This is a genomic window from Caballeronia sp., assembly GCF_028292365.1.
GTDB lineage: Bacteria > Pseudomonadota > Gammaproteobacteria > Burkholderiales > Burkholderiaceae > Caballeronia.
In genome coordinates, this window is record NZ_JAQGMM010000072.1 from 1 (window position 1) to 19,235 (window position 19,235).

Genomic DNA, 19,235 nt, shown 5'->3' on the forward strand with positions numbered 1-19,235 from the left:
GGTATCAAATTCACTGACCCGCCGCTCGACTTTTCGAATGCAGGAATGAGGAAGCTGCGATGCGCTGTTTCCCATGCGCCTGGAAAGGTAGCCGCAGCGATACGGGCCGCCGCGAAGCTGCGACGTATGTCTCTATTGATCTTGAACATGGACTTAACACGCTTTCATTAAGATTTTGCCTCCGCTCGGTGCAGCATCCATTAATTGATTCGTATAACTGATAAAATTAGGACATTTAGTTTATGTTGAATTAAGTTATGCAGATTTTGATGCACATGAAGCTATGACGAAACCCGTCGTGCCGATGTGTCAGTTCCACTCGCGAATCAGTTGCAGCAGACGGCCACAGTCGGCGGGCAGCGTGCATTCATTCAGATTCGTCACGCCGAGCAGTAGTCCCTGCTGGCGAGGAGACCGCATGTACCAGGGTGAGATTGGGCCCGGGGCCAAGCCAAATCGTCGGGCTCGCAAAGCGATATCCACATCGGATACAGACTCTGGTAGCAAGGTCACCACAGCCATGCCGGCAGTCGCTTGCACCTTCATCGAGTCCGACGCGAGCTCCTTCAGGCAACGAATCAGGGCCTCCCGTCGCGCAGCATAGAGCCGCTTCATACGGCGGAGATGGCGAAGATAGTGCCCCTCGCGCATGAATTCGGTCACAGCATGCTGCACGGACGCCGCTGGGGCAGGCATCAGGCACGCCGTGATGTCGCCAACTCGACGCACCATTTCTAACGGGACCATCAGGAAGCCCAAACGAAGCGCCGGGCTGATGGTCTTGCTGAAACTGCCAATATGCAACACTCGTCCGTCCTGATCGAGCGAGGCAAGAGCCGGAGCCGCCCGCCCTCCCAATTGGAGCTCGCTCAAGTAATCGTCCTCGATGATCCAGGCGTCATTTCGTCGAGCCCATGCCAGCAGAGAAATCCGCCGGGAGAGTGACATCGTCATCCCGAGCGGTGCCTGCTGGCCAGGTGTCACGACCGCCAGGGCTGCTCCAGGCGCCTGCCGAATGCCCGCGTCAATATCGAGCCCATCCGCGTCGACCGGAACAGCCGTCACAGTCATGCCAGCCAGGCTGAGTGCGGTACGCGTGAGCGGAAAACCGGGGTCCTCCATCCATGCGCCCAACCCTTCAACGCGAAGCCCGCGAATCGCAAGATTGAGAGCGCCGGAAAAACCTGCTGTGACAAAAACCTGAGAGGGATGACATCGAAGGCCTCGTGCTACGCCAAGATAAGCCGCAATTTCCCTTCGCAAGTCCGGATCGCCACGTGGATCCGGGTATCCGACAGGAGCCGCCGCTGCTCGCCGCGCCGCGCGCGCCTGGATCCGCGACCATAGCTTGAACGGAAAGGCGTCCTGGGAAGGTACGCCCATTTGAAACGCCAAAGGCGCTGTGCCGAATTCATTGAATAGATCAGGAAGCGGTGGCGCTTCCTGCGACCAGTCAGGCGTTGCAGGTAGAGTTGGGCGCTCTGCTACCCGCGTTCCGGCGGCCCCTAATCCGATTGCAAATTGCTCGTCGATCAAACGCTCATAGGCCAGACGTATGGTGCCTCGGGACACGCCGAGTTGGGCGGCTAAATCCGACCAGGAAGGCAGCCGCGCGCCGGAGGCAAGCTTACCTGTCTCAATCGCATCTCGGATTGAGGAGTAGATCTGCGCGGACAGCGATGTGCGTCCGGAGCGATCGAGGCCAATGGGAAGGGTCGCCATATTCCCAATGGTACATTCAGAATTCTCAATCTTGGGACTGTTTTATGATCAGAGAGAAGCGTAGCTTTCTCCGTGTGACGTGGCCAATCAGTTCTGGCTCAAATCCAGGCTCCTCGGTGGAGCGCTTCGGGATTGAAAGGCCAGTTAGTTTCGCTAACCTGGGCTTCTCGTCTTACATGTCCAGACACGCTTCGTGGGCATGGAAAAACCGCCGAATGGACCTCTGCCGTCTAGATGGAGTAACCCGATGAAGGAAGACAAAACTGTGCCATCGAACGAAACACTGAGCGTCGTGATCCCTGATAGTCAATTGGCGCGTGAGGTCACGCAACTCATTCGCGACACCGAAAGCGAATTGCTGTTCAATCACTCGATCCGCGTGTACCTCTGGGGTGCGTTACTCGGAAGACGAAAGAACGCGATCTTCGACCCCGAGTTGCTTTACGTCGCAGCCATGTTCCACGATATTGGCCTGACATCGATCTATCGCGAGAGCCAGCTACGCTTCGAGGTGGATGGCGCAAACGCCGCTCGCGATTTTCTGCGAAGCCATCATATCTCCGAGGGAGACATTGATAAGGTATGGACCGCGATCGCGCTCCATACGACTCCGGGCATTCCCGAGCACATGCACGGAGAAACCGCCTTGGTACAAGCCGGTGCGGGAATGGACGTAGCGGGACGTGGCTTTGAGCAGTTCACAGACGAGCAACGCATCGGAGTGGTTAATGCATATCCCCGTGGCGCTGATTTTGCCAATGAGATGATCGATGCTTTCTATCACGGCCTGAAGCATCGCCCAGGCAGTACGTTCGGCACCTTCAACGATGATTTCCTCGCCCATAAAGACCCGAGCTTCGAGCGGGTGAACCTGTGCAGCATTATCTTGAACTCAAGATGGGAATGATGGAGGAGGCTCGCGTGAAGTGTGCGCAGGTTGTCTACTTCGCGTCGCAGGCGTGGCAATTTCCTTCATCGCTGATGATCGGCTGCTTTGCGCTGCACCGGCACGCGAACCGGGAAGCTCTTGGCTAGGGCGGCGTTCGACAATGGCTACGTCGACGCCTGCCAACGCCAACTCGTCGCTAGCATTAGACTTATCGTGCCTCCTCCAGCAATCCCGATTGCATGCTCTTTCATCCGCAGACTCTCCTTGGCAATTTCGCCCGTCTCAACGCAATATCTTAAAGTCCTGGAAACACCTTGCCGAATTGCTTCCGGGACCCGTAGTGCCCGGAATGCAGCGGTTGACTCGTGGGATCTGCTAGGGAACAGGAATTCGGCCAGTGTCAGCATTGCCGCGTTGATCCATACCTTGACGCTGTCTCGGGTCTGCTCTGTAATCTCGAACTGAACGGGTCGTTGAGTTTCTACTGCATGATCGTCGCCCGGCTCACCGGCCGCTGATAGGACGCCCGGGGCGTTTTTGAATGGCTCAAGTTATTCTGCAATGCGTTTGAAGCTGGCGTAGTAATTGTCGGTGTAGTAGCAGTCGCCGGTCTGCCTGCGCGGTCCACCACATACAATGCGGCGCTGCCCGCGATCCGCCGAACCAGGCGTGCGAACTGTGTATGCGTGGTAATAGCCGCGCGGATGCTGCGGCAGCATTACCGCGCTGTTGCGGAACAAGACACCGTCTTCGCCAAAAGGGAAAGGGCCGCCCGCTTTGATCAGACGAAGTGTTTCGCCGGCTTCCGCCGGCAACTGCGCCTTAGTGACGGTAGCTGGCGCGCTCGATGCGGCGGGTGTGGCGCTCGCGGCCTGCCCAAGCTGAGCCGGCGCCTGACTCGCGGACGCGCCCGGTTCCTGAGTGGCGTTTCGCGATCCGTCCTTGCCGCATCCGCCGAGGATCGCGCTTAAGGCGAGGATGCAGGAGAAAGTCCACGCTCGCTTCACGATACGGTTGTCTCCGGGTTGACCAGCATTCGACGATCACGAACGATTTAAGGGTATCGCTAATGACAGAGCGAATCAATGTTCGGCGGACATAGGAATTTTTTACTCGCCACCGAGAAGCAAGCGGATCAAACAGATCGCGGTGAGAATGGTTTTGTCGTTGAGTTGGTTCGAAAACGTATGTTATGAAGGCTCGTAAGGCACATTGCCTCCTCGACCGCGTCCATAGCAGCAATCGGCAGACCCGTTGCGGTCGGTCAAGCCTCTCCAGAGCGGACACCGGTCGACCCGGCTCCAAGACAAGTGGTGAAATCAGCGCGCTTCAGCCCTTGACCAGTCCTCCGTCGACGACCAGGTTTTGTCCTGTCACCGCACGCGCCCACGGCGAGAGGAAGAACAGCACCGCGTCGGCGAACTCGGCGGGTGTCGTGACGCGGCGCAGTGGCGTGAATCCCGCGACCATATCGAACACGGCTTCGGGCGTCGCGCTGCTGGCATCGGTGGTGCGCAGCAGGCCGCCCGACACCATGTTCACCGTGATGCCGTCCGGTCCGAGATCGTTCGATGCGGTTCTCGTCAGCGCGAGCAACGCCGCTTTTGCCGCCGTGTAATCGTGATACGGCACGACGGGATTCTGGAACAGATTGGTCCCGACATTGACGACGCGGCCGAAACCAGCGGCGCGCATCGCGGGCAACGCGGCCTGAATCGTGTAGAGCGCGCCCTTGAGCGCACCATCGATCTGTTGCTGAAATCGCGCCCATTCGATATCGTCGATCTTCGGACGCGCATCGCCATCGAAGCTGAAATCGGCGAGCGCGTTGTTCACCACGGCATGCACCGGCCGACCGCTTTTCGCGCGAGCCTCGTCGAAGAGACGCGCGACCGACGCCTCATCGGTGATATCGGCCTGGACCGCCACGACGCGCGGCCCGAGTCGCTCGACGAGTGCTCTCGCCTGCGCTTCGCTGCGCCGATAGTTGATGATGACGCCCGCGCCTTCGCGTGCGAGCGCTTCGGTGATCGCCGCACCAAGCCCGCGCGCCCCACCAGTCACGAGTACGTTTTGTTCAGTCAGCAGCATCGATTTCTCCGAAGTTCGCTTTGGATTGGGTCGAAGCATTATGCCGCACGGCCTGGCTGCTGTATTCCGAGGGGCCCTTCCCTAGCGGATAACTGCGTTAGGCGTGCGTCTCGATGACTAGGGCTTGCTCAATGGCCTCGCCTTGCCGGGGATCGACATCAGGCCGCAACAGGATGCCGTTTTAGTAGTCGCAAAAAGGGCCGCCGACGCGTGAACTCCCAACCGTGGGGAACGTCGCATAATCGCAGCGCACATGGAATCCCTGAGCAAGCGGTAAGAGAATCTCGCGCTTACGTCCGCACATCGACGCACACTTTCGGCGTCCGCTTTAGCCACAAATTCAGTTAGCATGCCTGTTGAATGAGAAAAAAATACAAGAACTGAATGTGGAATCCCACGCCAGTTAAGCGAAAAACGACCGCCCTGTTTCACGCGAAAATCCGGGCGACCTATACTACCTGCGGGACGTGGACGTCCGCGCCCCAAAGATTTTCAAAACCTCTCTCGGGAACTGCAAATCATGGGTCCGGTAACTTCGACACTACCTGCAACGTTCAAGGCCGTCCAGATTGATAGGTTCGGCGGTATCGATTCAATGCATTATCGGGAAGTCCCGCTCGCGCATCCGGCAGCAGGTCAGGTTTTGGTGCGTGTTGCCGCGGCCGGGGTTGGGCCGTGGGATGCGTGGATCCGCTCGGGCAATAGCGTCTTACCTCAACCACTTCCCCTGACATTAGGCTCGGACATCGCCGGAACAGTGGTACTCACCGGTGAAGGTGTAAGCGGCTTCGACTCGGGAGACCCAGTATTCGGCGTGACCAACGCAAGATTCACAGATGCATATGCTGAATACGCGATCGCGGACGCGAGTATGGTCGCGCGCAAACCTTCCACGCTGAGCTTTGAGGAAGCGGCGTCTGTGCCTGTCATCGGAGTCACCGCGTGGCAAATGCTCTTCGAGCAGGCACATGTGAAGAAAGACGATCGAGTTCTCGTATTAGGGGGCGCCGGTAACGTCGGCGCTTTTGCCGTTCAACTCGCTCACCGCGCTGGCGCCTTCGTTTTAGCCAGTGCATCGCGCCGAGATGCGGGTTTCGTCATGTCTCTCGGTGCCGATCAGGTTATAGACGTACGCGAACAATCATTCGATGAATATCGACATTCAATTGATGTCGTGGTCGACCTGTTTGGCGGCGACACTCTTGATCGTTCCTTCGAAACCGTCAAACCCGGGGGTAAAGTAGTTTCGGCGGTTGCTGAACCGAACGCTGAACGCGCAGCGGCATCTAAGATAAGCGCGAAATTCATGTTGGTCGGAGTCACGACTTCAACGCTCCTCGCACTTTCGGAGTTACTTGAGACGGGAGCGCTCCGAACACGTGTTGGAGAAATTCTGCCGTTGTCGCAGGCGCACGTTGCCCATGAGATGCTTGAGGGCCGGAAGCACGCGCCAGGGAAGATCGTGCTCATACCGTGACGTCGGCATCGATCAACGCTCGCGATCGTATTTGGCCTCGAACAGGTGAAGCGTCAATCGGTTCGAGCAACTGATGCACGTTCCCGGAGATTGACACATGACGATCAATACGCTTGTCTCGACTGCAGCTTTGGCGGCATCGATGGCAATCATTTCTGTCGCTGCATTCGCGCAAAACGATGAACCAATGCGTGAGACGATTACGCCTGCGTTCGCGCAAGCGCTTCCCAACGTGCCTGGCAAGACCATCACGGCGATCATTGTCGATTACCCGCCCGGTGCGAAGTCCATCCCGCACCGTCACGGACAGGCCTTTGTTGTGGGCTATGTGCTCCAAGGCCAAATTCGCAGTCAGGTGAACGGCGGTGCATCTCGCGTCTATAACGCCGGCGAGCATTGGACCGAAGCGCCCGGGGTTCATCACACGGTCAGCGAAAATGTGAGCACTTCCGTCCCGGCAAAATTGCTGGCCATTTTCGTCGCCGATACCAAGGACAAGAACCTGGTCATCTGGGACAAGAAATGAACACTCAAGTCGGGTAAAGTCTCCGACGACTCTACTCGAACTTGCAGTTACGCGATTGGGTACGCGCCAGTGTATCCAGGATCAGTCGCCATCTAAATCAGGATGCCCGCTGCTTTCGCGCAACAAATCCAATACCCTCTCCTGACGCATAACTCCACCCGAGACGATCACGTCGATCAAAGGACGCCCGGATGCGTGTGCGTTGCCAACCAGTGAGGCGGTGCGTGAATATCCAATTTCCGCCTTCAGCGCGGGAGCGATTGCCGTCGACTCGAGCAGGTTGCGTTCGCTCACTTCCCGATTGACAGTCATTGGCTGCACACAATGTTCATCGAACGCCAATATTGCGTGTTGCAGCGTCGCTATCGCCTTGAACAGCGATACCGCGATGAGCGGCATGTAGTTGTTCGTCTCGAGCTGTCCACCGGCGGCGGCGAGCATGACGCTTTGATCGGCCCCTGCCACGAAGTAGGCTATTTGCGTCAGGCCCATCGCATGCACGGGATTGACTTTACCGGGCATCATTGACGAGCCTGCCTGGCGCGGCGCCAATTGCAATTCGCCGATTCCGCCGGTCGGTCCGGAGCTAAGCAGCACGAGATCGTTCGCTACTTTCGCGAGCGACAACGCGGCTGTTTTCACCGTAGAAGAAAGCGCTGCAAACGGATCCATATTCTGAATGGCATCGAAAAGGTCTTTACTTTGCGTGAGCGGATGTCCAGCCAATTCCTCTAGCGCTTCAGTCACGGCTTGCCGATAACCCCGATACGTCCCCAGGCCCGTTCCCACAGCAGTTGCTCCGAGCGCTATCTCGCACATGGCAGGCACATGCGCCCGCAACGCCACCGCCATTCGTTCCGCCAGCGAGGCGTATCCACCGAACGCCTGGTCGAGTCGCATCGGCAACGCATCCTGCAGACAGGTGCGGCCGATGCGGAGAATCCTGTCGAACCGCTTCTGTTTTGCTCGCAGGCTAGCGGCCAGTCCGTCAATTGTCGCCGCGAGTCCCTCTATCCCGGTAAGCAGAGCCAGCTTGACGGCGGTCAGAATCACATCACTGGTCGATTGCGCGTAGTTGACGTGATCAAGCGGATGCAGGAATTCGTATTGGCCGGGGCGATGCCCCATCAGTTGAAGCCCCCGATTCGCCAACACCTCATTGATGTTCATGTTGATCGACGTTCCGCACGAGCCTTCAAGCGGATCGACTATCAGCGCATGCGCATGCTTTTGATCAGCCAGTTCGAGACACGCCGCGACGATGGCCGCGCTTTGGCCGGCGCTCAACTTGCCATTGCGCACATTGACCTGTGCGATCACCATTTTCGTACGCGCAAGCCATGTGACGAACTCCGGATAGGTCGCGAGCGTTTCTCCGGAGTAGGGAAAATTGACTTTGCCGCGCAGCGAGTGAATGCCGTACAGCGCATCCATTGGCAGACCGCATTCGCCCAGTGCGTCGACTTCGATCCGTTGAGGTTCCATTATTTTGGCCTTTGAATAGTTACCTGGATCAGCTCTCAAGCGATGCCTGGCTCGTTTCGGGCGCCCAAAGTGCGCAAGCAACGCCACCTATCGCAAGTACGGCAACGCACAGATACACCGCGGCCTGCCCACCGTAGATCGCCACGATGCTCGGAAACAAAAATGTAGTCACGGCGGATCCTATCCTGCTGGCGGCGACCGCCAAGCCAAGCGCAGTGGCACGGACTTCGGTCGAAAACAATTCCTGCGGATACAGAAAGCAGAGGTTGTTCGTGCCGCTCAATACACAGGCAAACGCCGCGAACAGGCCGACGATTGCGGTGCCCGGCAAGTGTGTGCCGAACGACAGGATCGCGAGCAGAACGGCTGACACAAAGAAACCGCTCAGCAGAAAGGCACGCCGGCTGATCCGGTCCACGATCATTGCTCCGGCCACCGTGCCTACCAGCAGGAAGACGTTGTAGATGAGTCCGGCGAGGAATTTGTCCTTGATATGAAGCGAGTCGAACACCATCGGTGAGAAGGTGCCTAACGAGAAGTACGGGATCACGAGACACATGTAGAAAAAGCACGCGATGAAAAGCCGCATCCGCCATTTCCTGGAGAACAGGCTTGTCTCCGAGCCCGCGCCGGCGGCTTGCCGCACTTCGTCCGCAGAACGATTCAAGTGTACGTTCGGGCCGATGTTAGCGTGGATGATCGCAAGCGCTTCCTGGGTTCGCCCCTTGCGCTGCAGCCACAAGGGCGACTCCGGAATGCGCACGCGAAAGAGGAAAACGACCGCTGCCGGCACGGCGCTCGAAAGCAGCATGAGACGCCAGACATCGGGGCCGTGATCCTTCAGGAGATAGCCAACCACGTAGGCGCTCGCATATCCCAGCGCCCAGGCGATAGCAAGCCAGCTGAGGAGCCGCCCGCGCATGCGGCGTGGCGAATATTCGACCACGAGGGCTTTGCTCACCACATAGTCGAAACCGAGCGTGATGCCGAGCAACAGGCGTAGAACGAGAAGCTGTGTTGGGCTGCTGACCCAGAATTGCGCAACCGAGATAAGCGCGAAGAGCGCCATGTCATAGTTGAATAATGCGCGGCGGCCGAAGCGGTCGACCAACGGGCCGGCGAACAGACTGCCTGCGAAAAGCCCAGCCAGCGATGCGGCGCCGAGAATGCCGAGCCATACTGCGTTCAAATGGAGTTGCGGCGTGGCAATGGCCAGCGCGATACCGATAATGCCAAGCACGAAGCCGTCGCTGAACTGTCCGCCAGTGCCGGCGAACGTCACGCGCAGATGAAAGGGAGTGAGCGGCGCGTCTTCGAGCGCGACGGAGGCTGGCGCGACAGATGCGGTACTGTCGAAGCTTACGTCCCGGGATAGGTTCATTGTTATCGGTCTCCTGTTTGCTGTTTTCTGTTGAATCGCATGTGTAAAATCATGGTCGCAATTCTAGGTTCGCGCGTTGAGCGCGTCGTGCATTGGTCGCTGAATAAGGAATTCTTATGGCTGCGCTTCGAAACGCTGGTGGCGCCGGGCGGGTCCGCACGTCGCAGAGGAACAGCGCGACCAGCGTTAGAGAGATATGAGCAAGCAGAGCGACCGTCCGGTCGACCTTTACCAGCTGGACGTGTTCCTGACTATCGCCTCCATGGGAAGCATGTCGGCGGCAGCTGGCGTATTGGGCATCAGCCAGTCCGCCGTATCGCAGGCAACGGCGCAACTCGAACAGTCGCTCGGGCTTGTGCTGATTGACCGCGCGCGACGGCCGCTCTCGTTGACTTCTGCCGGGCTCTATATTTCGCAGAATGCCGAACCGCTCATTGCCCTTGCGCGGCAATTAAAGGCTCATGCAACCGATGCCTCAAACACCGAGGGGTCATATTTACGCATCGGGATGATCGATTCCGTTGCTAACACCATCGGACCTTCGGTCATCAAGCAGCTTCTGGCGCGCACGACCGGACTGTCGGTGCAGATCGGCATGGCGATCGCGCAGGAGGAGGCGCTCCTTAGCCGCGAACTCGATCTCATCATTTCAACCAACGCGTTTGTCGACAACCCGGCGTTCGAGCACGTGCTTCTCTATAAGGAAAACTTCGTCGCGATTTCAAGCCGGGACGCAATCCATGACGGGTCGACTACGACCCTGCGAATGCTCGCCGACACGCAGCCGTTCATCCGCTTTAGCCGCGCGTCCACGTTAGGAATCCGGGTCGAGAGAATACTGCGCTACAACGAACTCGATCTGCCGAGAAAGCTGGAGGTCGATCACGCTGATACCTTGACCTTGCTTGTCGCGCAAGGGCTGGGATGGGCGATCACCACACCCACGTGCCTGCTGCAAACAGGGACCCGCTTTGTCGACGTCATCCGTCTGATTCCGATCGAAAAGGGCAATTCCTCCCGTTCGATCTTTCTGGTTGGAAGGCGTGGAGAATTTCCTACACTGTCGAAGACCATTGCCGATGCTGTCAAGCAATCCCTGGTGGCCTTGCTCGATTCGCACGTCAAGCTACACCAGTACGTTCCCGCGGGCGGAATCGATATCAGTGAATAGGACGGTGAACGCTACGTCAATTTCGGAAAGATCATCCATTACTAGGAACGCTATCTTGGACATCCTTCGCAAGCTCACTCAGTTCGACACGATATTGCTTTGAAGCGTCGAGAAGCCAGTCCCGGAAAACACGAATAGCCGGCGATGACTCCTTTTGCTCCGGCACCACGAAGTAATAGTCCTTGGCACCCGGCACCAGCATCTCCCAAGGCACGGTCAATTCCTTCGACGCGATCTCGTTCTGGACATAGCTGCGCGGCACGAGCGCCACACCCGCCTTCGCACGAGCTGCTTCAATCAGTAACGCATACATGCTGAAACGCGGACCGCGTAATGCTTTCGGATTGGGCGCGCCCGCCAGTTCGAACCAGCGGGACCACGCCTCGGGCCTGCCGGTCTTATGCATGAGCACGAAATCCGCGAGATCCGAAGCCTTCGCGCAACGAAGCCCTCCAATGAGCTCCGGGCTGCATACGGGGATGAGTTCTTCCGTGAACAGATACGTCGTGGTCGCATTGGCCCAGACGGGATGGTCGAAATGAATCGTCGCGTCGAACGCCTCCTCCGAAAAGAGAAATGGCTCCTCACGTGCGATGACGTTGATCGTGATGTCGGGATGGAGCGCCGCAAAGTCTCCCAGGCGTGGCATCAGCCACTTGAGGGCGAACGTAGGCAGCACGGCAAGATCGAGTGTGATGCGCCCGGCGTCGTAGCCCATTGCGAGCGTTGTATCCATCTCCAGCTTGTCGAGGCTCTGCTGGACCAGCGCGCTGTAGGTCCTGCCCGCATCGGTCAGTTGCAGGCGGCGCTTGACGCGGCTAAAAAGCGGGATGGCAAGGTACTCTTCAAGCAACGCGATCTTCTTGCTGACCGCGCTTTCGGTAACCGACAACTCTTCTGCTGCATGGGTGAAACTCAGGTGGCGCGCCGCGGACTCGAACGCGATCAGCATGCTGGTACTCGGAATTTTTCTGCGCATCACTTCCCTACCCGATAGTCTCGTAGACAAGGCCGCTGTTGTGCGTAACACGATACGCGGTGCGGTGCGCATATGAATGCCTTTCACCTCGCAGCCTCGCAAGCTCGACACGAGCGACACGAGCGACCTTTATTGATGGGCATGATCGCTGCGCCGACGGGGAAACTTTTCTCGTTGCCGCGCTGTTTCAATACGCTGAAACAGCGCCAGTATCTCGCCCACGATACCCTTGCGAAGCGCAAGCACGCAGACAATGAAGATAAACCCCGTGACGATGGTGACCGAGTCGCCCAACGTACCGAACCAGTTTACACCAGTCACCGAGGCAAGCCAGTTACCTATATCGCCGAGCTTGTCCTCCAGCATGACGATGATCAACGCGCCCACAATGGGACCGAACAGTGTGCCCAGGCCACCCACTAGCGTCATCAGTACGACCAGGCCGGACATGCTCCAGTGCGCGTCGGTCAGCGTCTCGAAGCCGAGCACCATGGCTTTCATTGCGCCGGCGAGGCCCGACAACGCCGCGGACAATACAAACGCAAGCATCTTGTAGCGGTCGACCTGGTAGCCAAGCGATATCGCGCGTGGCTCATTTTCCCGGATCGCGCGCAGCACTTCGCCAAAGGGCGAATGGATTGTGCGCATGATCAGCGCGAAGGCGCCCACGCTGATCGCCAACACGACGAAGTAGAGAGCGAGATCATTCGACAGGTCGAGAACGCCAAAGAGCCTGCCGCGAGGAATGCCTTGCAAGCCGTCCTCGCCTCCTGCAAACGGCGCCTGCAGGAATACAAAGTACAGCATCTGCGCCAGCGCGAGCGTGATCATCGTGAAGTAGATGCCCTGTCGCCGGATGGCGAGTGCGCCCATCACCAACCCGATCAATGCACCGGTCAACGTACCCAGGGCGAGCCCAGCTTCCGTTGATACGCCCCAGGACTTGAGCGCGTAGCCTGCGACATAACCCGCCGCTCCGAAGAACGCCGCGTGACCGAACGACAGCAGTCCGGCATAGCCAACCAACAGGTTGAACGAGCAGGCGAACAGCGCAAAGCACAGGATCTTCATCAGCAGGACCGGATACAGCACGGTCGGCGCAACCAACGCCGCCACGAGCAGCAGGCAATAACCCCAACGCTTCTTCATGTCACCCGCCTCACTTCTCTTTACCGAACAGGCCGGCAGGACGAACGATCAACACGATCGCCATCACGATGAACACCACGGTCGCCGACAGTTCCGGATAGAACACCCGCGTCAACCCCTCGATCACACCCAGCCCGAGACCGGTCAGGATCGAGCCAAGGATGGACCCCATGCCGCCTATCACCACGACCGCGAACACGACGATGATGACGTTCGATCCCATCAACGGCGACACCTGGATCACCGGCGCCGCCAGCACGCCGGCAATGGCGGCCAGCGCCACCCCGAAGCCGTAGGTCGCCGTCACCATCAGCGGCACGTTGATGCCGAACGCTTCCACCATCTTCGGGTTCTCGGTGCCGGCGCGCAGGCTCGCGCCAAGCCGCGTCTTCTCGATCACAAACCAGGTCGAGAAGCAGATCACGAGCGATGCCGCCACCACCCACGCGCGATAGTTGGGCAACATCATGAAGCCCAGGTTGGTGACGCCGTCGAGCGCGTCGGGCACCGGGTACGGTTGACCCGACACGCCGAAGACCGAGCGGAACAGACCTTCGATCATCAGCGTGAGCCCGAAGGTCAGCAGGAGCCCGTACAAGTGATCGAGCTTGTAGAGCCACCGCAGCATGGTCTTCTCGATGACAACACCAAGCAGGCCTACGATGACCGGCGCCAGCACGAGCATCGGCCAGTAACCGATGCCCAGGTAATTGAGCCCCATCCACGCGAGGAAAGCACCAAGCATGTAGAGCGTGCCATGCGCAAAATTGATCACATTGAGCAGGCCGAAGATCACCGCGAGACCCAGTGACAACATGGCGTAAAACGAGCCGTTCACGAGGCCGAGCAGCAGTTGGCTCATCAGCGCCTGAATGGGTAAGCCGAAAAGTTCCATGGTCAGATACTGAGCAGTTCGTTGAGGGTTTGCGCTTTCGACTCGAGCTCGGCGGCGGCGAACGACTCGACAATCTGGCCGTGCTCCATCACGTAGAAGCGGTCGGCGAGTGGCGCCGCAAAGCGGAAGTTCTGCTCGACCATTACGATCGTGTAGCCGCGCGCCTTCAGCGTGGTGATCATCCGCGCGAGCGCCTGGACAATCACAGGAGCAAGGCCTTCTGATATCTCGTCGAGCAGCAGCAGCCGGGCGCCGGTGCGCAGGATCCTCGCAACCGCGAGCATCTGCTGCTCGCCGCCCGAGAGCCGCGTGCCCTGGCTGTGCCGACGCTCCGCGAGGTTTGGGAACATCCCGTATATTTCGTCGAGCGACATGCCCTCCTGCTTCGTCGATAACTTCTTCGATAGCTTCTTCGATACAACCGGCGGCAGCAGAAGATTTTCCTCAGTCGTCAACGAGGAAAAGATGCCTCGCTCCTCGGGGCAATATCCCACACCACGCCGTGCGATCTTGTAGGTCGGCAGGCCGACTGCCTCCTCGCCGTCAATGCGAATCGAGCCGCGGCGCGCGCCAACCAGGCCCATGATTGCCCGCAGGGTGGTGGTACGGCCGGCACCGTTGCGTCCCAGCAAGGTCACGACTTCGCCGCGGTTTACCGTGAGACTGACGTCATGGAGGATGTGCGACTCGCCATACCAGGCGTGCAGGTTGGTGATCGACAAAGCCTCATCGACCGTTGCCACGCCTTCGTTTATCCGGGCTGCAACCGGTCTCTCGTGCACGCTGCTCATCGCTGCGTTCCCTCGAGCGTCTCAACTGTCGTTCCCATGTACGCCTGTATGACCTGAGGATTGCAAGACACTTCCTCGTAACTGCCTTCGGCGAGCACCGCGCCCCGCTGCAACACGCTGATTCGATCGCAAATACCGGCGATCACCTTCATGTTGTGCTCGACCATCAGGATCGTTCGGCCCGCCGATACTTTCTTGATCAGCGTCGTCACCCGGTCGACGTCTTCGTGGCCCATGCCCTGGGTCGGCTCATCGAGCAGCATCAACTCGGGTTCCATCGCGAGCGTAGTGGCAATCTCGAGCGCACGCCTGCGGCCGTAAGGCAGGTCCACGGCAACCGTGTCCACGAAACTTCCGAGGTCCACTTCGTCGAGCAGCGCGATCGCACGATCGTTCAGCCGGGCAAGACTGCGGCCGCTCTTCCAGAAGTGATACGAAGTTCCAAGCGAGCGTTGCAGACCGATCCGCACGTTCGCAAGCACACTCAGGTGCGGGAACACCGCGGAAATCTGAAACGAGCGGACTATGCCGCGGCGGGCGATCCGCGCCGGCGGCTCGGCGGTGATGTCCTGCCCGTTGAACAGGATTCGTCCCGAGGTGGGTGCGAGGAACTTGGTCAACAGATTGAAGCAAGTGGTTTTCCCCGCGCCGTTCGGCCCGATCAGCGCGTGGATGTGACCGCGTTCGATGTGAAGATCGACCGCTTCGACCGCAGTAAAGCCTTTGAAGACCTTGGTCAGCCGCTCGGTCTTCAGGATGAAATCCTGCATTGCCATACTCGCTCGATAACGGTTCGTGAAGGTTAGATGTGCGCGCGCCAGCCTACTGCTTCGCGAACGTGCAGCTGCCCTTCGCGATCGACGGATAGGCCTCGTTGCCCGGAACAACTGCACGCACGTTGTAGTAATCCCAGGGCTTCTTCGACTCCGCCGGCGTCTTCACCTGCATCAGGTACATGTCATGAACCAGCAGGCCGTCTTTGCGAATCACGCCGTTCTTCGTGTACATGTCGTTGACCGGCGTGTCTTCCATCTTCTTGATGACTGTCGCTGAGTCGTCGGTGCCGGTGGCCTTGATCGCCTCGAGATAGTGAAGGGTTGAAGAATAGTCAGCCGCCTGGATCGCCGATGGCATCTTGCCCATGCGCTTGTAATAGCGAGCCGACCACTTGCGGGTCTCGTCGTTCAGGTCCCAGTACCAACCCTCCGTGATGTAGAGGCCCTGCGCGGTCTGCAGGCCAAGCGCATGCACGTCGGTGATAAGCACCAGCAGCCCCGCAAGCTGCTGCTTACCCGCGCCCAGCAACCCGAACTCGCGTGCCGACTTGATGGCGTTGATCGTGTCAGAACCCGCATTGGCCAGACCGATGATCTTGGCGTGGCTAGCCTGTGCCTGCACCATGAAGGACGAGAAGTCCGACGCGTTGAACGGATGCTTGACCGAGCCGACCACCTTGCCGCCGTTAGCGGTGACAACCGCTGAGGTATCGCTTTGCAGCGAGTAGCCGAACGAATAGTCGGCGGTCAGGAAGAACCAGGTGTCTCCTCCCTGCTTGACGATGTATTTGCCCGACACGTTCGCGAGCGACGCAGTGTCGTGGTTGTAATGCAGGCTATAAGGTGTGCAATCCTCGTTGGTGATCCGTGTTGTGCCCGCACCCGTTACGATCGCGATGCGCTTCTTGTCGTTGGCGATCTTGATGGTGGCAAGCGCAGTGGCCGAGCCCGAGTTGTCCGCGAGCATGTCCACGTGTTTCTCGTCGATCCATTCTCGCGCCGTGCTCGCGGCAATGTCGGCCTTGTTCTGGTGATCGGCCGAGATCACCTCGATCGGCTTGCCGTTAACTTTGCCGCCAAAGTCTTCCACGGCCATTTTCACGGCCTCGACAGCGCCCTTGCCCGCAAAGTCCGAGAACGTGCCGCTCATGTCGGTCAGCACGCCAATCCTCACTACATCACCCGACATTCCTGGCTGCGCGATGGCAGCTGCGCTGAACAGCGCCAGCGCCGCTCCGGCTAACGCCCGTTTTGCCCCGGTCCCGCCTTTTTTTCTTACCACTTTCATTTCTGTCTCCGTTGCTGTCATCGCCTTGCAAGGCGTTTATTCCCGATGCTGCATCCGGCGCGATAGCCCCTGTTCTATGCCTGCCGGGCGGCGGCACGTGCCGCAGCGTGCTCGCCGGCGATCTTGCCGAACACTGCGCCGCGCATCACGGAGGTCGCGCCGGTGTAGACCTGGTAGTAGAGCCCGGCGGCCTCACCCGCCGCGTAGAGGCCAGGAATCGTCCGGCCGTCGGCATCGATCACCTGTCCGCTCTTGTTGGTCTTCACGCCGCCATAGGTGAAGCAGATGCCCGGGATGATCGGGTAGGCAAAGAACGGTCCGGTCTTGATCGGACGTGACCAGTTCGACTTCGGGATCTCCAGGCCCTGTGTGGCGAGGCCGTCCACTTCCAGCGGGGAGAACCTGCCCTCAGGGCAGGCGGCGTTGTAGACGTCGATGGTCGTCATGAACGTGTCCACCGGCAACTCGCAGGCTTCTGCCAACGCCTCGAGCGTGTCTGCCTGGATAGCCGGCTGGTCCGTGCGAATGCTGCGCTTCCAGTTCGGCACGTCGTCGATACTCTTATCGAACACGACATACACCTGGCCCTTCGGCTGTTCGCCGAACGCGCGCGAAATGTGGTCGTAGTGGACATCGACCGGGCCAGGTGCTTCGTCGACGAAGCGCTTGCCGAGCATATTGACGAGCACACCATAAGAAAAATTCATCACCAGCGCCTCGGTCGCACCCGAGCGCGGATCGAGCGGTTCCGCATGATAAGAGCCGAAGTCACCGGCTGGAGCCGCGCCCGCCGCAAGCGCCATCTGGATACCTTCGCCCTTGTTGTAATAGCCGCCGCGCGCAACGGGCCGCACGAACTTCGCCGCCTGACCCAGATAGCGGGTCATCATTTCCGGATTGCCCTGGAAGCCACCCGAAGCCACGATCACCGAAGGCGCCGTCAAGGCAAGCGCGTCACCGTCTGGTCCGGTCGCCTGGAGACTGAGGTCACCTTCGCTGTTTGCGCGCGCAAGCTGTCTCGCGGTGGTCTGGTAAAACACCTCGACTTTCAGCTTCTTCGCTTGAGCGAGCAGTGCCTCGATCATCGCGAGGCCGCCGCCAACCGGCATCAGCCGCGGTGCCGCCGCAGTGACGAAATAGGTCGGCAGTGTGTCGAAACGAATGCCGAAGGTGCGCAGCCATGCGACGGTAGGCGCGGCATGACTCGACAGCGCGTACACCAGTTCCGGGTCCGGCATGCCGTGCGCCTTGACGTAGGGCGGCCACGACTCGTACTCGCCGCCCATTGCTTCCACAATGTTGGGATCGAGATTGTCGCCAGCGTTCGAGATAAGCCGTTCCTCGAAGTCGTCGCTCACTTCGGTTTCGCTCTTCATGCGAAAGTACGCTTCGGTCCAGCGCGTATTGCCGCCGTACTCCTCTTCGGTAGCGCGTTCGATGATGGCGACTTTCGCCCCTGCGGTCGCCGCTGCGACTGCAGCCGACAACCCGGCGATGCCGCTGCCGATCACCAGCACGTCGAAGTTTCGTTGCCCTTTCGCTATTTCCATTCCGGTCTCCTTCTGGTTCTTCGTTAGCGCGAGGCTTCACGTCACTTCATGTCACTTCATGTCACCTCGCACCTCGTTCCGCGCAACCTCAATACTTGCGAATGAACGGATCCGGCATGTCGAGATCTGTTGAAATCCACACACTCTTGGTCTCGAGATATTCCTTGACCGCCTCGATGCCGCCTTCGCGGCCGATGCCACTATGCTTGTAGCCGCCAAAGGGTGTCGTGAAACTCGTCGAGCGGTAGTTGTTCACCCACACCGTGCCGGCCTTCAGACGCTCTGACATGAACATCGCGCGATGCAGGCTGCGAGTCCATACGCCCGACGCAAGGCCGAAGCGGATGTCATTGGCGATGCGGATCGCGTCCTCTTCGTCCTTGAACTTGATCACCGAGAGCACCGGGCCGAACACCTCTTCCTGCGCAATGCGCATGTCATTGGTCACATCGACGAAAATGGTCGGCTCCACGAACTGGCCCGCGCCGAATCCTTCCCCGGAGCGCGAGTTGCCGCCGAACACGCAGCGTGCGCCCTCCGCCTTCGCGATGCCGATGTACTCCATGACTTTATCGAATTGCGGCCTGGTCGCGACCGGTCCCACCTGGACGTCGGGCAGCGACGGGTCGCCTAGTTTCGCCTTGCTGCTGATCGCGATCAGGCGTTCGACAAACTCGTCGTGAATGCTTTCCTGCAGCAACAGGCGCGAGCCCGCCATGCAGGTCTGGCCGCCGGCCGAGAAGATGCCGGTGATCACGCCGTTGGCCGCGCGGGTCAGGTCGGCATCGTCGAAGATAATGTTCGGCGACTTGCCCCCCAGCTCCAGCGACACACGCTTGAAGTGCTGTGCGCCAAGCACGTTGACAGCCTTGCCGCCGGCGTCGCCGCCAGTGAATGCGATCCGCGCGACCTTCGGATGGATCACGAGCGGTTCGCCAACTTCCTTGCCGAAACCAGTGAGCACATTGAAGACGCCCGGCGGGAAGCCGGCCGTAACGAACAGCTTCGCGAGTTCGAAGAGCGATGCCGACGTGTACTCGGACGGCTTCGCGATCACCGTATTGC

The 19,235-nt window shown here is 59.2% G+C and carries 17 protein-coding genes and 1 pseudogene; 4 read left to right on the forward strand and 14 right to left on the reverse strand.

From position 1 onward, the window contains the following. Positions 1-309: 309 nt before the first annotated feature. Positions 310-1,722: a PLP-dependent aminotransferase family protein gene (locus JWR14_RS04225; RefSeq protein ID WP_299701873.1), complete on the reverse strand. Its 1,413-nt coding sequence runs from the start codon at positions 1,720-1,722 to the stop codon at positions 310-312. A gap of 247 nt (positions 1,723-1,969) precedes the next feature. Between JWR14_RS04225 and JWR14_RS04230 the strand changes: the two genes are divergently transcribed. After that, positions 1,970-2,629 (forward strand): HD domain-containing protein, encoded by a 660-nt coding sequence (locus tag JWR14_RS04230; protein WP_299701876.1) that lies wholly within the window; start codon positions 1,970-1,972, stop codon positions 2,627-2,629. Positions 2,630-2,982: 353 nt separating this feature from the next. Here the strand turns inward: JWR14_RS04230 and JWR14_RS04235 are convergent. The 3 genes and pseudogenes from JWR14_RS04235 to JWR14_RS04245 all read right to left on the reverse strand — a co-directional run. Next, positions 2,983-3,116, reverse strand: a pseudogene (locus JWR14_RS04235) (integrase); the annotation flags it as partial. Between the two features lie 46 nt (positions 3,117-3,162). After that, positions 3,163-3,618: a ribonuclease gene (locus JWR14_RS04240; RefSeq protein ID WP_299701879.1), complete on the reverse strand. Its 456-nt coding sequence runs from the start codon at positions 3,616-3,618 to the stop codon at positions 3,163-3,165. 322 nt (positions 3,619-3,940) lie between these two features. Then, on the reverse strand, positions 3,941-4,702 hold the full coding sequence (locus JWR14_RS04245) for a 3-oxoacyl-ACP reductase (protein ID WP_299701882.1): 762 nt from the start codon (positions 4,700-4,702) through the stop codon (positions 3,941-3,943). A 520-nt stretch (positions 4,703-5,222) separates the two neighbouring features. On the opposite strand from JWR14_RS04245, the gene JWR14_RS04250 reads away from it, so the two are divergent. Both JWR14_RS04250 and JWR14_RS04255 read left to right on the forward strand, forming a co-directional pair. Continuing rightward, the gene (locus JWR14_RS04250; protein WP_299701885.1) at positions 5,223-6,179 is read left to right on the forward strand and encodes an NADP-dependent oxidoreductase; all 957 of its coding nucleotides are present in this window, start codon (positions 5,223-5,225) and stop codon (positions 6,177-6,179) included. Between the two features lie 97 nt (positions 6,180-6,276). Continuing rightward, positions 6,277-6,705 (forward strand): cupin domain-containing protein, encoded by a 429-nt coding sequence (locus JWR14_RS04255; protein WP_299701888.1) that lies wholly within the window; start codon positions 6,277-6,279, stop codon positions 6,703-6,705. 81 nt (positions 6,706-6,786) lie between these two features. Here JWR14_RS04255 and JWR14_RS04260 read toward each other — a convergent pair whose 3' ends face one another. Together JWR14_RS04260 and JWR14_RS04265 are read right to left on the reverse strand one after the other, a co-directional pair. Then, positions 6,787-8,190 (reverse strand): lyase family protein, encoded by a 1,404-nt coding sequence (locus JWR14_RS04260; protein ID WP_299701891.1) that lies wholly within the window; start codon positions 8,188-8,190, stop codon positions 6,787-6,789. Positions 8,191-8,218: 28 nt separating this feature from the next. Then, the gene (locus tag JWR14_RS04265) at positions 8,219-9,571 is read right to left on the reverse strand and encodes an MFS transporter (RefSeq protein ID WP_299701894.1); all 1,353 of its coding nucleotides are present in this window, start codon (positions 9,569-9,571) and stop codon (positions 8,219-8,221) included. A 196-nt stretch (positions 9,572-9,767) separates the two neighbouring features. Between JWR14_RS04265 and JWR14_RS04270 the strand changes: the two genes are divergently transcribed. Continuing rightward, positions 9,768-10,742, forward strand: a complete 975-nt coding sequence (locus JWR14_RS04270) for a LysR family transcriptional regulator (protein ID WP_299701897.1) — start codon at positions 9,768-9,770, stop codon at positions 10,740-10,742. Between the two features lie 31 nt (positions 10,743-10,773). Here the strand turns inward: JWR14_RS04270 and JWR14_RS04275 are convergent, their stop codons facing one another. From JWR14_RS04275 to JWR14_RS04310, 8 genes are all read right to left on the reverse strand, one after another. Next, the gene (locus JWR14_RS04275; protein ID WP_299701900.1) at positions 10,774-11,694 is read right to left on the reverse strand and encodes a LysR family transcriptional regulator; all 921 of its coding nucleotides are present in this window, start codon (positions 11,692-11,694) and stop codon (positions 10,774-10,776) included. Between the two features lie 156 nt (positions 11,695-11,850). Further along, entirely contained in the window at positions 11,851-12,870 is a 1,020-nt protein-coding gene (locus JWR14_RS04280) for a branched-chain amino acid ABC transporter permease (RefSeq protein WP_299701903.1), read from the reverse strand. 10 nt (positions 12,871-12,880) lie between these two features. Next, on the reverse strand, positions 12,881-13,765 hold the full coding sequence (locus JWR14_RS04285; protein WP_299701906.1) for a branched-chain amino acid ABC transporter permease: 885 nt from the start codon (positions 13,763-13,765) through the stop codon (positions 12,881-12,883). 2 nt (positions 13,766-13,767) lie between these two features. Beyond that, complete coding sequence (locus JWR14_RS04290) at positions 13,768-14,556, reverse strand: ABC transporter ATP-binding protein (RefSeq protein WP_299701909.1); 789 nt, start codon at positions 14,554-14,556, stop codon at positions 13,768-13,770. Then, the gene (locus tag JWR14_RS04295) at positions 14,553-15,326 is read right to left on the reverse strand and encodes an ABC transporter ATP-binding protein (protein ID WP_299701912.1); all 774 of its coding nucleotides are present in this window, start codon (positions 15,324-15,326) and stop codon (positions 14,553-14,555) included. The genes JWR14_RS04290 and JWR14_RS04295 overlap by 4 nt, the downstream gene beginning before the upstream one ends. A 52-nt stretch (positions 15,327-15,378) precedes the next feature. Beyond that, positions 15,379-16,620, reverse strand: a complete 1,242-nt coding sequence (locus JWR14_RS04300) for an ABC transporter substrate-binding protein (protein ID WP_299701915.1) — start codon at positions 16,618-16,620, stop codon at positions 15,379-15,381. Positions 16,621-16,694: 74 nt separating this feature from the next. Further along, a complete protein-coding gene (locus JWR14_RS04305; protein WP_299701918.1) occupies positions 16,695-18,170 on the reverse strand; it encodes an FAD-dependent oxidoreductase in 1,476 nt (491 codons plus the stop codon). Positions 18,171-18,258: 88 nt separating this feature from the next. Then, the coding region (locus tag JWR14_RS04310) for an aldehyde dehydrogenase family protein (protein WP_299701921.1) at positions 18,259-19,235 on the reverse strand (977 nt) is incomplete at its 5' end.